The organism is Pectobacterium sp. HCp5_1 (genome assembly GCF_032905925.1).
Classification (GTDB): domain Bacteria; phylum Pseudomonadota; class Gammaproteobacteria; order Enterobacterales; family Enterobacteriaceae; genus Pectobacterium; species Pectobacterium brasiliense_A.
Map to the genome: position 1 here is coordinate 17,512 of NZ_JAUMIO010000001.1, position 14,279 is coordinate 31,790.

General features: G+C 51.7%; 13 protein-coding genes. 1 reads left to right on the forward strand and 12 read right to left on the reverse strand.

Going from position 1 to position 14,279, the window contains the following annotated elements; genetic code table 11:
* Window positions 1-116: 116 nt before the first annotated feature.
* The 7 genes from Q3A88_RS00075 to Q3A88_RS00105 all read right to left on the reverse strand — a co-directional run bounded on the left by Q3A88_RS00075 (window position 117) and on the right by Q3A88_RS00105 (window position 6,963).
* Window positions 117-2,444, reverse strand: coding sequence for a prophage tail fiber N-terminal domain-containing protein (locus tag Q3A88_RS00075; RefSeq protein ID WP_317177173.1), 2,328 nt, complete (start codon window positions 2,442-2,444; stop codon window positions 117-119).
* The gene (locus tag Q3A88_RS00080) at window positions 2,441-3,103 is read right to left on the reverse strand and encodes a DUF6682 family protein (protein ID WP_116238156.1); all 663 of its coding nucleotides are present in this window, start codon (window positions 3,101-3,103) and stop codon (window positions 2,441-2,443) included. Before Q3A88_RS00080 ends, Q3A88_RS00075 begins: the two co-directional genes overlap by 4 nt.
* Window positions 3,103-3,684, reverse strand: a complete 582-nt coding sequence (locus Q3A88_RS00085) for a hypothetical protein (RefSeq protein WP_317177174.1) — start codon at window positions 3,682-3,684, stop codon at window positions 3,103-3,105. Before Q3A88_RS00085 ends, Q3A88_RS00080 begins: the two co-directional genes overlap by 1 nt.
* The gene (locus tag Q3A88_RS00090) at window positions 3,684-4,121 is read right to left on the reverse strand and encodes a hypothetical protein (RefSeq protein WP_224552870.1); all 438 of its coding nucleotides are present in this window, start codon (window positions 4,119-4,121) and stop codon (window positions 3,684-3,686) included. The genes Q3A88_RS00085 and Q3A88_RS00090 overlap by 1 nt, the downstream gene beginning before the upstream one ends.
* A gap of 56 nt (window positions 4,122-4,177) precedes the next feature.
* Window positions 4,178-4,561 carry a hypothetical protein gene (locus tag Q3A88_RS00095; protein WP_224552872.1) on the reverse strand — a complete coding sequence of 128 codons (384 nt, stop codon included), beginning with the start codon at window positions 4,559-4,561 and terminating at the stop codon, window positions 4,178-4,180.
* Between the two features lie 68 nt (window positions 4,562-4,629).
* A complete protein-coding gene (locus Q3A88_RS00100; RefSeq protein WP_044202463.1) occupies window positions 4,630-5,853 on the reverse strand; it encodes a N4-gp56 family major capsid protein in 1,224 nt (407 codons plus the stop codon).
* Window positions 5,854-5,913: 60 nt separating this feature from the next.
* Entirely contained in the window at window positions 5,914-6,963 is a 1,050-nt protein-coding gene (locus Q3A88_RS00105) for a hypothetical protein (RefSeq protein WP_317177175.1), read from the reverse strand.
* A 240-nt stretch (window positions 6,964-7,203) separates the two neighbouring features.
* Between Q3A88_RS00105 and Q3A88_RS00110 the strand changes: the two genes are divergently transcribed.
* Window positions 7,204-7,476, forward strand: coding sequence for a hypothetical protein (locus Q3A88_RS00110; protein WP_317177176.1), 273 nt, complete (start codon window positions 7,204-7,206; stop codon window positions 7,474-7,476).
* Here Q3A88_RS00110 and Q3A88_RS00115 read toward each other — a convergent pair.
* The 5 genes from Q3A88_RS00115 to Q3A88_RS00135 all read right to left on the reverse strand — a co-directional run bounded on the left by Q3A88_RS00115 (window position 7,463) and on the right by Q3A88_RS00135 (window position 14,219).
* On the reverse strand, window positions 7,463-9,601 hold the full coding sequence (locus Q3A88_RS00115; protein ID WP_317177177.1) for a portal protein: 2,139 nt from the start codon (window positions 9,599-9,601) through the stop codon (window positions 7,463-7,465). The genes Q3A88_RS00110 and Q3A88_RS00115 overlap by 14 nt on opposite strands.
* Window positions 9,601-11,265, reverse strand: coding sequence for a terminase (locus tag Q3A88_RS00120; RefSeq protein WP_211026869.1), 1,665 nt, complete (start codon window positions 11,263-11,265; stop codon window positions 9,601-9,603). Before Q3A88_RS00120 ends, Q3A88_RS00115 begins: the two co-directional genes overlap by 1 nt.
* Before the next feature lie 47 nt (window positions 11,266-11,312).
* On the reverse strand, window positions 11,313-12,185 hold the full coding sequence (locus tag Q3A88_RS00125; protein ID WP_247664869.1) for a terminase: 873 nt from the start codon (window positions 12,183-12,185) through the stop codon (window positions 11,313-11,315).
* A gap of 64 nt (window positions 12,186-12,249) precedes the next feature.
* Window positions 12,250-12,891, reverse strand: a complete 642-nt coding sequence (locus Q3A88_RS00130; RefSeq protein ID WP_317177178.1) for a RyR domain-containing protein — start codon at window positions 12,889-12,891, stop codon at window positions 12,250-12,252.
* Between the two features lie 119 nt (window positions 12,892-13,010).
* Window positions 13,011-14,219 (reverse strand): IS256 family transposase, encoded by a 1,209-nt coding sequence (locus Q3A88_RS00135; RefSeq protein WP_317177179.1) that lies wholly within the window; start codon window positions 14,217-14,219, stop codon window positions 13,011-13,013.
* Window positions 14,220-14,279 lie beyond the last annotated feature (60 nt).

Sequence of the window (14,279 nt, forward strand, 5' to 3'; positions counted from 1 at the left end):
TGCGTACTTGATGAACATGACATGCTGACAGACTGCCCCATTGGAGCATATGCAGTGATAGAAGATTCAGGGTTTTATGTCGCAGTACACATCGGCGAAACTGATGCACCAGCGATTCACACAGATCCAGTAGAAACGCTGGAGAGTGCGCTCGATATCATTGCTGAGCAATTATCGTTTTTTGCGTGATCAGGTAGGTGAGACGCTATTGCAGTAAACGTTGCTGTGGCTGGCACATATTGCTTTTCCTCGCGTGAAGGCATCTGTACACGAACCGTCAGATAAGTACCCAGCGGGATATCGATCGGGGAACGGTCGACCCACTCTTCAGAATCCCTCTTCTCGTTATACGGTCGATGATCCAAATTCAATCGGTTCTGCGCAAACGGCATGGCGTCACTGTGAACACGATGATATGTTCGTATTATGAGTGAGCCATCCTCTTGCACGTCGTAGTCATTCCAGATCCGCTCGTAACCATTACGACATCGAGGGTTTGTAATTCCACCATCTTCGCCGCCCCATGCACGATCAGCATTTAATCCAAGACAGCCAGTGATGTGATAAACCCCTTCAGATAGTCGCGTGGTTACAACACCATAGGATTCTGCATTCAGCTCTGATGAACCATCGGAAAAGAGCTTCACTATCGGGGATGACACTTTTAGATGTCCGTTGGCGTCTGCTGTTGCGTTCCCAGAGTGATACAAACTAACTGGGGGGAGCCAAGTGTTTTCACGTTGCCTGTACAATCTGATGTCATAATTGTGGCTGAGCATGTTTTCGTCAATTATGGCTAATCCATACTGTGTGTTGTTATTGTCACCGCTTTCAGGCACGCCACCCAGATGCCGCACTGATATATGCGATTTCCATGATCCATCAATAAATGTTCTGCTGCCCATGCCCTGATGTTGAGAAAGTTGGTAAAGGTATTCATCCATTGTTGTGGGTTTGGGGGAGGTTACCCCTATATCGTTTAAAACAAACCCCTTCCCACTTTGGTGTTGCACTGCCATTGTAATGTTGTCCCACAACTTCCTGACAGTCTGTAATGAGCCGGATGTATTTCCGCCGTATACGGTCAAAAATTCACTGCTATTGTAAGTTATCGGGAAAAATAACGCCCCGTACGTATCTGATGACCTAAATGAAACGCCTGTGGAATATGGAGGCATGCTCGCTGTACTATTTACAGGAGCATTCTGTCTCCATACCTGACTTTCGTTATCCTTTAAGTACGAATTCCATGTTGCATCATCCCATAGGGATTGAATATTTTGGGATATACCACCAAATCCCCAGCGGCCCCCCGTAACAACCCTGTCATTGTTAAGGAACATGTCTTTTAATTCAATGTAGAGGTCTGACTTTCCGCCCGCGGACGCAGGAGGCGCAGCGCCGAACCGAATGTTGTAATCTGTGGTCGGGTTCCCATCCATATGCCAATCCCAATAACAATAAGCAGCCGTGCCTGACATTGCCCCATATTCGATTACATAATCCCCGCCTGAGTGCGTAGGATCACTGATTTCAGTGATACGTGACGGGATTCTGGTTGTAGAACTGTGGGATACAATGTCCGAAACCCAGCCCTGCCAGTTTCCATTCATGAGAACGACCCAATGTTTTCGTGATGGATAAGTCACATCAGTAACTTCCATTACGCCAAACCCTGGGGATGGATTTCGCCAGTCAATATTGCTAGGACCGAATCCGGGAGGCAGGCCAGTGACGTTTGATGAATCGCACTGATACAGGCCAGATGGCACAGCACCTTTGAAATAATCTAATATATCTACGTTGGATATTTGTACCAGCCTCCCACCCCAACCGAACTGCCCCTTAAGCATGGCGTTAGCCAGTGTCGCCTGAGCATTTCCCGCGGCTGCTTCTGCGGCATTTTTGGCACTGTCGGCTTTATTGGCCGATTGGGTAGCCATATTAGCTGAAGCAGTCGCCGATGTGCTGGCTTGCTGGGCTTGAGCGAGCGCCGTGCTGAGATTTTGGGCATATTGAGCCGCCTCGTTTCTAGCCGTGGTTGCGTCACGCGCAGCAGTTGTCGCGTTGTTACTCAGTGTCTGCACCGTAACCAGCTTCACAGCAACATCGGCTTGGATTTCGCGAAAATAGACAATGATCGCTGGCGTAACGGCCTGCTCCATCGCGGCCAGTTTTAATAGTTCGTTGATCGTCGCTGGCGTCGATTTCTCATTAATAGAAACGGAACCATAGACCGAGTTGTAACCATCACTCTGGATTGAAATGGCGTAATCGCAGATCTCCAACGGAATAGCGTAGTTGCCATCCTGATCCGTCATGACAGATGCAGAAAAACCGTTCAATACCGAAGGCCCGTTGGTCAGCGCGCTAAAGGTGACCTCGGCACCAGAAACAGGGACACCAGCCGGATTCATTAACACGCCACTGATTAATACACTCACGTTTGCGAACTCCCATTATATTGCGCCTGCTTTTTCTGCCCGGCGGCGGTATCAGTTTGTGATTTGACGCCCAGCAGATCGACAAAAGTTTGATAGTGCTGGGATGACAGCATCGCGTTATTGCCGTTTTCTGCGTCTTTGCCATAGGCGCGAAAAAGGATGAACTCAATGACAGGGTTAAAGTACAGCTCATCAAGGGGGAATAACCGGGCATTCTGCGGCGATAGATCGGCAATACTGGCAGGAGAAGGCAAACGCGCGACGTTGATTTCCAGTTGAGCACCAACCAGTACACCGGGGAATACAAAGAAGGTTTTAGGTGTCTGCTCGTCGTAGCAATAACGTTCAATCGGGCCCGTTATGCTGTGCCAATCGGGATACTGATAATCGAGCGCATCACGCGGGAACGGCTGAATAGCACGCCCCCCAACTACTCGCGTAATTTCCAGTAAACGTATCGCGCCATCGGGTAAGCGTTGCCGCGTACCAGGCTCGCAATCGAATGTCTCAATCGATGCCCCAGCATCTGGCCTGATGATGATTACGGCGTTAATCGCATCATTGTAATAATCCAGCAGCTCGGATTTAGGCCAGCGCAGCCACAGCGAATCCAGCAACTGCGAGTTTGCTCTGCCGATAATGTCGTTAATCGTTGTCATTAGTAGAATTCGTGTTTACGGACTGGATTGTGGAAACCGGTTATCAGGGAGTTATCAAGCGCATCACGATAGGCACGTCGATAACCATCGGTGAAGAGAGATTTGAAATACGCCGCTCGTTGCGGATCGCTCCACGGCTTGCCTGGCATCAGGTAAAGGTCTTCTAACGCACCGGCAGCAATAACATCCGTGTAATCGTCAGCCAACGCATCGGGTACAGCATCCGCAGTGCGCCGCGGCTCTACGGCAAAAACAATGGCGATGCGGCCAAACGGCCGTGCAGGCGCAATGTGATTAGCTGAGATCACGGAAAAGTCTACGCCCGCAACCAGTACAGCAGGATCATCAGGGTTGCTAATATCGGTGACCAGTAAGCGCTTGACGCACTTCACTTCCAGACTCTCCGTCAGCGTGAGCGTTACACCTTGCTCGACCTCTGTCAGCACCAGCGATTCACGGCAAAACAGCGACTCACGGCAAAATGTGATAGCGGCTTCCAATGCAGATTGCCGCATCATGAAATCTAACGGCCCGCTAATATGCTTACGGATCGCTGGCAGGAATGCGTCAAGCGATGCCATTATTCAGCGCCCTTTGCTTTAACAGCTTCACGAACGCGTGCGCGGAAATCATCAACTTTTTCCTGAGCGCCTTGCTTCAGAACCGCCAAATCTTCCGCTTCAACCAGCGTCGCCAGTTGGACGGATGTCAGTTTTGCCAAATCGACATCATCGTTACCGATTTTGACCACCCAGCTATTCGCTTCAGCTTCAGCCTTCTGGCGTGCCAGCTCTTCCACCGCCAACTGGGCTTTTAATGTCTCGTCCTCAGCAGACTGTGCCAACACCGATGTTACCTGGTCTTCACGTACCCATACGGTAGGGAATTCCAGCAACTGGTGAGCAATCCCGCTTTCAACGTTGACGGGTTTAAGGCGGGGGAAGATCAGGCGGCTACCTGTCACGGTATCGCGCTTTTTGTCTTTACCACCGATGTACACAACAGAAACTTCTGCCATTTTTGAATCCTTATAAAAAAGCCCACCGGAGTGGGCTGGATAGTTAGAGAGGCGGCTTAGTAGCCTACCGCAACATATTTCACATTGACGATCAGACGACCCGTTGCGGCACCACCAGCAATCGTAGCGGTGATTTTCTCACCACTGATCGCCGTGCTGTACGGCACAACGGGTACAGATTTCGCCACCGCCGCTGCATGACTCGCGGCCGCGACAAGTGTCTGATTACCGCTCTTGATCGCTACAGTGGTATTGGCACCCAGCGCATCACTGACGACATCAACAGAATAAATCCGCATACCGATCGGCATTTCCAATAACTCAACAACATCGCCAACGGCTGCGGTAGCCAGCACAATCTGGCTTTCTGCTAAAGACAAATTACCCTGCGGCCCTTGGTACACCGCGTCACGCATGGACGGCGCTTGAATCGTTGCCATAAATTTTTCTCCTGATAAAACAAGGCAGCAGGCCGAAGCCTGCTGTTATGTGGGGATTAGGGGATGGATTAACGACCCGTAGAGATCGCGGAATCAACGACGATAATGCCGTGGTCACTCATGCGACCATCTTTCTGCTGGAAGCGGATTTTCTTCAGGCCGTTGATCCAACGAACAGAAATCTCCGTGCCGTTGCCGTGATCGACTTTCTCTTCGTGGTAACCGAAGTGACCACCGCCCTCGCCCGTGCCGTAAGCATTCGCCAACGCCTGACCGCCCAGCAAGATAGCGCGGTCAATGGTGGTTTTTGCTTCTTTCAGTGCAACGGTGGCCGCCAGATCATTGTTAGATACAGCGACCTGAGAGCCAGAATTGAAGCGGATCGGCATCCCTGTGTACTTGCGCACCAGAATGTTTCGCCACATTGCGCACTCACCTTTGAACAGCGGGTGATCGAAACCTTTAGATCGCTGAATAACGCGTGACAACATCGCCTGCCAGTCTTTACCCGACGTGGAGGTATACCAGTCATTCCACTGGCGCGGCGTGACGTTCAGGACGTAATAAGGATCGTCGTTCGCCATTTCGTCTTTCGACATTTTGACGGGCTGGAGCGGGTGCGCCATTTCATCGATAAACAGAGAAAGATTATCGACCACGCCCAAACTGAAGATATCGGCAGCATCCAGACTTTCAAAACTGGTCGCATCACCGGCGTAAAAATGGCGATCGTAGGTTGGCGGCAGCACATCGTTAATCATGATTTTGCCGAACTCACCATGCCCCGCCAGCGGCAGAATGGTGTCATCAGCGATGAAATCACCGCGTGCGCCCGCCAGATGTACCGTCGCGCACTGATCTTGCAGATCATTGAAGTACGTACCCAGCAAGGTACGTGCGGTTTTGTTCAGATTGTGCTTATAGCGCTGCTCTGACATTTTCCCGCCTGCATCAACCAGATGACGGCCCTGATTAATCTTGAGTGAGAAATCCGCGAACGCGAGGTTTTCACCACGCCCTTCCAGCTTCGCATCGCCCATCGTCGGGCGTTTGCTGAGTTTGTGGACGATCTGCATATCCACTTCATCGCCTTTCTGCTTTTGCAGATCGGTAATACGCACCACTGGCGCGGTATAGCTGGTTTGCTTCACGCCTTTTTTATCCGGCGTTACCGCCTTTGGTGCTTCCTGCTGTTCCGTCATGATGTTAACGAATGAGCGGTTGCGGTTGGCTGCGGTGAACAGCGCAACCTGCATCAACTTATTCGCCTGGGCGGAGGTAATGGTAGTCATGTTGATTCCCTAAAAAAGAAAACCCGCACGCGGCGGGTTGGATGATGTGAGTAGGTAACGTCAGATGGCTTGTTCTAACAGCGCTTCAATCTGCGCATCTGTCATGCCAGCAAACATCACCTGCAATTGGTCAGGATCGGCGTTGGCCGCCTGCTCCAGTGGCGATGTAGTGTGTTGCGTCGTTGAACCAACATCTGACGGTGACGCAGGCAACTGTGACGATGCATTTGCTTTCGCCAGCAGATCGGCTGCTTTTTGCTGAAGTTCTTCGGCTGTCGGTTGCTGTTGCGCGGCTTGCGTAGGCTGTTGAGGTGCACTCTCCACAGACTCACCATAGGCGGCGCGGGTTCGCTTCACGACTTCACCGAATCGTTCATTTAACGGTTTGTCTTTCCACGCGGGATCAAGTTTGAGTTTTTCATCGATATGCACCGCCAGTGTAAAGCGGTCTGGATCGCTATCTTGCCAGTTTTTCAGATCTGGCGTGGCGTCCAGTGCCGCAATCACAGGATTATCATTAACAGGTTGAGAAACTACCGGGGCTGGCTGCGCAGATTGCAGGTATTCCACTTTCTGCGTCAACGCATCAAGCACACTCGCCACTTCAGGGAAACTCTCACGCACCGTCGCGATCTGCTCTGGTGTGATTTTAGCTTTTTCCGGCAACTGCGCAGGCTGTAAACCAGCATCGTTAATCTGGCGCGTAAAGACTTCCAACTGTCGCCGAGCTTCAGCTAGTTCCGTAGACGTCCGCTGATTGGCTTCCGTCAGTCGCTGTTTCTCGGCGCGCTCAGCCTCTAGCACGCCGTAAGGAATAGTGTGCTTACCATCTCGGCTGAGAATACTTTTCGCGGTGCCATTACCGTTATCATCGGAGGCTGGCTGTTGAGTCGTGGTCGTCTGTGATTGTGCAGCTACGCCCGGCGTCAGCGTGGTGGTATCGCCCTTATTTCCCTGCTGCCCATTCAGATTATCGGCGTTAGCTTGTCCGGTATGGGTTACCGCACCCGCCGCCTCATCAGAAATATCCACATCGCCCAAGCCATTCAACAGTGCTTCCAACTCTTCCGCTGTTTCTTCACCTGTTAAATTATTAATATCAACACTCACGTTATGACTCCTGCATGTCTATTTGTCGGATAGATCCGAAAGGGAAAAGGCGTATCGCTGCCCATGCGAATAAGCGCTCTAACAAAAACGCTTATCGGCACAAACAAAAAAGCCACCCGAAGGTGGCCGATACTGATTTTATGGTATAAAAAACCGGAGCAGCTTTTTAAGGCATACTCCGGTATCTTTCGCGAATTTAGCGCGTTATTACTTATTATTCAATAGTTGGGAGATTTGATTATGCAACTTAGGAAAAGACTATCATTTATTCCTTCAGCAATTATCTCAATTGGCTTTTGCCTTTATGCATTATCAACACTTTCTTCTGCGGTTATCGAGATTAGGCCGTATTTACTCGATGCAATTAACCAAACAGTAAACGGGACTATCAGCTCAAATGACTTAGGCATTACAGTCTTAAGTGCCTCTATCCTTTATGGCCTTGTGTCACTTTATAAACAGATACTTAAAACCTGCAAGGCTGAAATCATGCTGGAACTCAAAGGGGTATAGAATCAATCTGCCCCTGAATACTCTGCATCATCTGCGCATTCAGCGCCTCAATCTCCCGCGTCGTGTTCTCCATATCCTGAAGGATGCGACCGGTTTCCGCCTGCGTTTTCGCATCATCAAAGCGCTGGCTGTTCGTTAAGGTTTGCTCACGCTGAGCCACCGCCGCGATGCGCTGTGCCTCGGCTTCCAGCTTCGCCACTTTCCCAGCAATCTCACGCATCGCCAGATCTTGCTGCTGCGCCTGCAATTGTTGCTGTTGCTGAGCCGCCTGTTGTTCTTCTGGCGTCATTTCATCCGGTGCTTTCGGCGTACCCAGCGCACTGCGGATACGTTCGATAAACTCGGCCTTCTTCGGTACATCCAGCAGTTCAACCCACATATCCAGTACCGTGGCCTGTACCTGCGGCGGCAAACCGGTAATGACCTGCGACATGCGCTCGGCCAATTGCGACTTATAAGCGGGCGTCTGCTGGATCGGCGCAAGCGCAATATGAGCACGCAGACGGGAAACATCATTAGTCATCCCGTTGCCGGATTCTTCATTGAGGGTAACGGACTTACGGCGGCGGGGATCGTCACGGTTCACAACAACGGAGTAATTGCGCCGGCGCGTCAGATCTTCCAGTAAATACGATAGCAGCAACTGCCCAACCTGCTGACAGGCAAACTGGTAGTTATCGTTGATTTCCGCCAGCGTCGTCGCGCCTTGTTCGACCAGATTGCTGATCGCCACACCGGAAGCGGCGCTGGAGTCCTGCCCGAGAAAGGCCGAATACACGCCCATTCCGTCCTGAATCAGCTTCATGCTCTCCTGCATGACCTGAAACTGCTGCTGCGCGACCTGGAAATCTTGCTGAATACTCAGCGCATCGGCAGCGGTCGTTTTATTGCGCCGATCGGGGTTGAGAGTAATCACGCCATCTGGGCGTTCGGCCTCTTCAATAAGTTGCTTGTCGGACATGTTAACGGCATCGGCATCTTTGATGATGCGCTTGGCCTGCAATAGCCAGGTTAATTTGATACGGCGGAAGTTCACTTCATCCTGAGCGGGGATCGCACGGCAGGCTAAGCCATAAGGCGCACCTGTTTTGTCTTTGCGATAGCCCCAGAACGGCACCAGCGGGAACATGCCTTGTGGCGCTGAGCATGGGCGGTCGCCAAGAAAGTGCGGCCCGACAAACCACGCTTCGCGGATCCGGCTGACGCGAGACATCACCACCGACACACGGCCTGTTGCCAGCGCCACGGCGTGCATCACGTTGTTTTTATCGAACTGGATAACGCGGCCATTGGACAATTCAAGAACCGGCACCCGTTGGTACGTTCGATAGTAGATCACCTGCAACATGACGCGCTTACGGTTGGCAGACACCCATTCAATATCCTTACGGCTCCACTGTTGGTACTCGTCATAAGCGCTTATTAAGGCAGATTCCTGCCCCTCAGCAATATCGGTATCCACAAACCCACGCCACTCATTGATCGAGTAGTCGATAACCTGCGCCATATCGGGAAAAGTGGCCTTCACCTCATCCACGTCCAGCCAGCGCTTGCGCATCAACCAGCGGCAATCACTCAAATCAGCCTCGCGGCTATGCCAGTCCCAGAACACTTCATTACGGTGAACGGTTCCAACCTTGTAGCGCGAACCAAACAGATCGCTGTTACGGCGTACCTCAACCCATGACAGCCCCGCCTTGATCTGCTCAGCGTAGGCATCAGAACGCGCCTTATTGATGTTGGACAACCGGCAGACGTCAGCAAATTCCGCATTGACCGCATCGGCCAGTTGCTCCATTTCCTCATCAGGATCATCAGCGATAACCATCAGGTCGGTACGTGTCTTGGCCTCCATGCCCAGTACACCATCAATGGTTGGCGCAATCAGGTTATGCATCGTCAGCGGTTGACCGCGTTCACGCAGTTTCGCCACCACTTCCGGCGCAAGCTGATCGCCGTCGTAATACGCGCAGGCGGTATTTGCCGTGGTGCGCCAGTCTGGCTGCGCGTCAATGTCCGATGAAAGATCCAGTAACTGCCGCTGCGTAAAGCGGTCGCGATTGTCCTGCTGGCGATTATCCTGCTGCTGTGGCTGAGCCTCAGCGTCAATAGCGGCTGTGTTCATCAATGTGACATCCAGTGAGTGGGTTTAGAACGGTCGATAGGTTTCAGTTTCGGTCTGGCTGGCATACGAGCACGCATTTCCTGCGCAATGGCATAGCTCATCACCTGGTCATCGAAACAACCGGTTTGTGCGCCCATGCTGCCTTTGGCGTCATAGACATAGGTATTGAGTTCGTTAATGGTGCCGATCCAGCGAATACCGCTGGCCTTTTCGCGCAGTAACGTTTTCAGCCCCTCCGTTACCACCGGCTTGCTTTGCTTGGTCGTTAACCAACCCAGCTTCGGCGTCTCGTCGTCGTTATCGCGATCAAGGTGTTGCTCGGCGTAAATAGCGCGGACGGGGTAAATATCACGCAGCTTCTGCAATACCGCATGGCCGTGGTTATTTCGCTCAGGCCCGATGTAAGCGGTGTTATACCACTCGCCGATGTGTGCCAGCAGTTGCGCGAATAGCTCCGCATCCAGATGACCGAACCAGTGCGCCACCTGTTCGCCTGTCGATTTCTTCACGACATCAAATGAAGATCGGTCACCGTTTTCCAATCCTTCGGCAATATCCGCACCGATAGCATAATCCTCGTCGGGATCCGGCAATTCCCAGACCAGCAGATGATTTTGTAACGTGCGCTGAAGCTCCTCTTTATCGCCGCCGCGCAGTGCCTGCACCTTTGTACGCTTACCGGTTTCAGGCTCTACGTCATAGACAATGAGCGGCGGGCTACAGCGCCCTTCGGCATGCATCACATTGATGGCGGCGAATACACGGCGGCCAGAGGTTAAGAAAGCCTCCTGCGGCGTAGAAGGAAATTCCTGCTTCATTTCCTCGCCCTGCTCGACCTCTTTGCGGATATACCACTGCTTTTGCTCATCACTCAGCGTGACGCGCGTTGCTGCTTCAACCGCAGCAAAGTATTCCTGGTGATATTTACTCAGGCGTAGGCCACCTGCCGGAACGGGAGCAACGTATTTCGGATCGTCAAACCACGGATAGAAATGAAACTTGTAATCCTGCATCGTCAGATCGACACCGGATTGTGCCAGCTCAAGCGCCCGTGTGCTCATGGTATGGAAATCGCCGCCCACGCCTTCCGCTGTGGATTCGTCAAACACGATACAACCATCATGCACGGCGTTCAGCGTACCGGTTCGCACCTCTTTGGCTTTGGCCGGATACTTGGCGCAGATTTTCCCGTGCTCAGAAATGTGCAGACGCTGAACCGTACCCGAGCGGAAAGACGTGGCCACCTGAATGCTGGAGCCATGAGAAAACAGGATATAGCCGCCATTCGCCCCGCTGCGTCGCTCGGTAATCTTGAATGACGAACGTAACCAGCCAGGTAGATTGTCGAAGGGTATCGATATCTTGGTACGGAAGATTTCGCCAGCGGCATTCTTATCCTGCGCAATAATCCCGCACTTGATGTTCTTATTGAACAGTGCCTGATCGAGCAGGTAGATATCAATCGCCGTGGAGAAACCAAGCTGACGTGCTTTGAGAATGATGTTGCGGTAATGCATGTGCTTGAACAGCCGACGCTGTGCCGGACGCATCCGAAAAGTGACCAGTTGGCCTTTCTCATTCTCGATCTTGTACAGATTGTTGAGCCGCCACCACGGATTGCTCAATTTTGACAAAATAAAAAGGCGCTGCTGCGCCTCGGTCATTCCGTCAAGCTCGTCTTCTACAAGGCTGGCATCATAGTGTGGTGTCGTCATTGCGCCAGCATTCCATCATCCGGCATCGCATGAATATCACGCACCACATCGGTTAGCGGCGTCGTCACATCCTTACTTTCTGCCGTCAACTTCTCCGTTTCTGCTTTCAGCTTGGCGGTCGCCGCCTTAATGCGCTGCGTGTCAGCACTCAGACGTGGAACATTCACCGCATCCAGCTGTAATTTGCTCAGGCTGTTCTCGATCGACTCAATCCGGGCAATGTTGCGATCGAGCCCTTGCTCGGCCTTGATGAACTTATCGTAAAGCTCGATACGCGCTTCGACTGATTCAGCGTTCTGCAAATCCTCCATGATTTTGTTCAGCGTTTTCGTCACTGACAATGCACGGGCGCGGGTGAAAATCAGCTCATCACGCAGTTCAGTTTCTTGCACCGCCTCAAAAAGCTCATCTGCGTCCAGATATTTGGCATAAGCAGAATGCTTACGCGGGATTTGATTGCCAGGCTGGAACGCATTAGCTGGAACACCATAATTCCCGCCCAGATTGTTCCCTTTAACAAAGCGACCGCTAGCATCCCGTTGCGGTTCAGTTTCAGGCTGCTGATCGCTGGTGTCACTGTCGTCTGCGTCTGCTGATTCCTCCGTATCGTTATCGCCAGAATCATCACGCTTTTTCTCGCTTTTGCGACTCGCGCCTTTCTCTTTGCGAATCTGCGAATCACTTTTTTGCGAACTGCGAATTTGCGAATGCTGCTCAATGAAATCCATTGCAGCCTTTATCGTGATGTAACGCTTCGCAGAGCTATACGGCACCTCATTCTGAGCACACCACTCCGCAGGGGAGATTCCCGTTGCTGAGTATGCCGCAGCATAATCGGCCAGCAGCTTTTTCCAATCGTACTTTGCCATAGCGTCCTACTGAGTAAGCATTATCGAGCCACCTCTGAGAAGTGACTCTGGAATGCCTGATGAATCACTTGAATGCGTGGACTACAGCGCGAAACAGATAATCTTTCACCTGCTGCTCTTTAGGAAGTTGGTCATACGGGACAAAGCACGGGTGCTCTTTCTTCTCTGCGTCTTTCACTGGGCCATATTTCCAGCCATCTTGTTTTTTGAACTCCAACCATTTGTTATGGCTGGCTTCCGGCGGATGATCACCATTGAGGTGGAATACCACGCCTTCGATAGCAGAGTTCTTTTGCCAGTCTGGGGCGTCTTCCCAATTGGGCTGGCTGTGATCGCCCAGCGCAGCGCAGTACGCCCGGTTAACTTCGTGGGCGGTACGGGCGGCATGCTCAATGTTTCGACGCTCTACTTCCTGCTGGTTATCACCGACTCCCCCAGAACAACCACCTAACTCAGGTAGAGGCACATACCCACTTTCAAAAGCAGCAGCCGGCGAATAGCTTTGATAGCCATCTTCATAGAGAACAAAATATCCACCAAGTTGTGGGTTATGTTTTTCGATGTATCCCCGCTCAGCAAGAAGCAAAACGTCACCATCGAGCGTTAGCGATGATTTACCGCTACCTGATAGGTTCACATCAATAATTTTCGCTGCCTGAACGACTTTATGGCTGCGGTAGCGTGGTAATGCGTTGGTCTGTGTCATGGGATTACCTTTTGTTGGGGCGAAAAAAAAGCCCCAGCGGATGCTGAGGCCATCGGTGATAGAAATAAAAGCCACCCAGAGGTGGGACCTTGTACATGATTCTGTGTAAATGCCATTTCTCAGAACTGACCGTCCAGGCGGTCACCGAACTCGATAATAAAGCGGCTCATCGCCAGCCGCCAGTTTTGGATCGGCATCGTCCATTTTTTTGATGCCGACTGTATCGCCAGCCACACCACTTTCCTTACTGAGTCATCTGTCGGGAACACCTTGCGTTTCTTTATGGCATGCCGGATGACGCTGTTCAGCGATTCAATGGCATTGGTCGTGTAAATCACCTTACGGATGTCATCCGGGTACGCGAAGAATGTTGACAGATTCGCCCAGTTTGCACGCCAGCTACGGCTGATTTGCGGGTAGCGCTCATCCCAGACCCTGGCGAATGTTTCCAGCTCCTGCAACGCCGCTTCTTCCGTCGCGGCCCCATAAACCGCCTTCAGGTCGCGAGTGACGGCCTTATAGTCCTTCCATGAGACGAAGCGCAGGCTGTTGCGCACCATATGGACGATACACAACTGGATGCGGGTTTGCGGATATACCGCGTTGATAGCGTCAGGGAAGCCTTTCAGACCGTCAACGCAGGCGATGAGAATGTCGTTCAGACCTCTGTTTTTCAGCTCCGTCAGCACATTCAGCCAGAACTTCGCCCCTTCATTTTCCGCCAGCCACATACCCAGTAGTTCTTTCTGACCGTCGATATTGATGCCCAAGGCCAGGAACACGGATTTGTTGATGACACGACTGTCCTGACGGACCTTAAGGACAATACAGTCAAGATAAACAATGGGATAAAGGCTATCCAACGGCCGATTCTGCCATTCAACAACCTGCTCCATCACCGCGTCCGTGACCTTTGAAATCAGGGCCGGCGACACATCCGCGTCATACAGTTCCTTAAACGTCGCGACGATTTCGCGGGTAGTCATGCCTTTGGCGTATAACGACAGGATTTGGTTATCCATGCTGGTTATCCGGGTCTGATTTTTCTTCACCAGTTGAGGTTCGAATGTGGCGTCACGATCGCGCGGAGTACGCAGTTCGAGCGGGCCATCGCCAGTAATGACAGTTTTTGTGGAATAACCGTTGCGTGCGTTAAGACCCGCTTTGGGCTGGTTTTTCTCGTACCCGAGATGGTGGGACATTTCAGCATTAAGGGCGGCTTCAACACTGATTTTTTTCAGCAGGCGCTCGAACTGGCTGAGATCATCAGGTGTTTTGAGATTTTTGGCCAGTTCGTTAGCCAGTGCCTGTAATTGTTTTTCGTCCATAAATTAACCTGCTTTTGATGTTGGATTGAACATATCAAAATCAGGCAATTACACAAATTT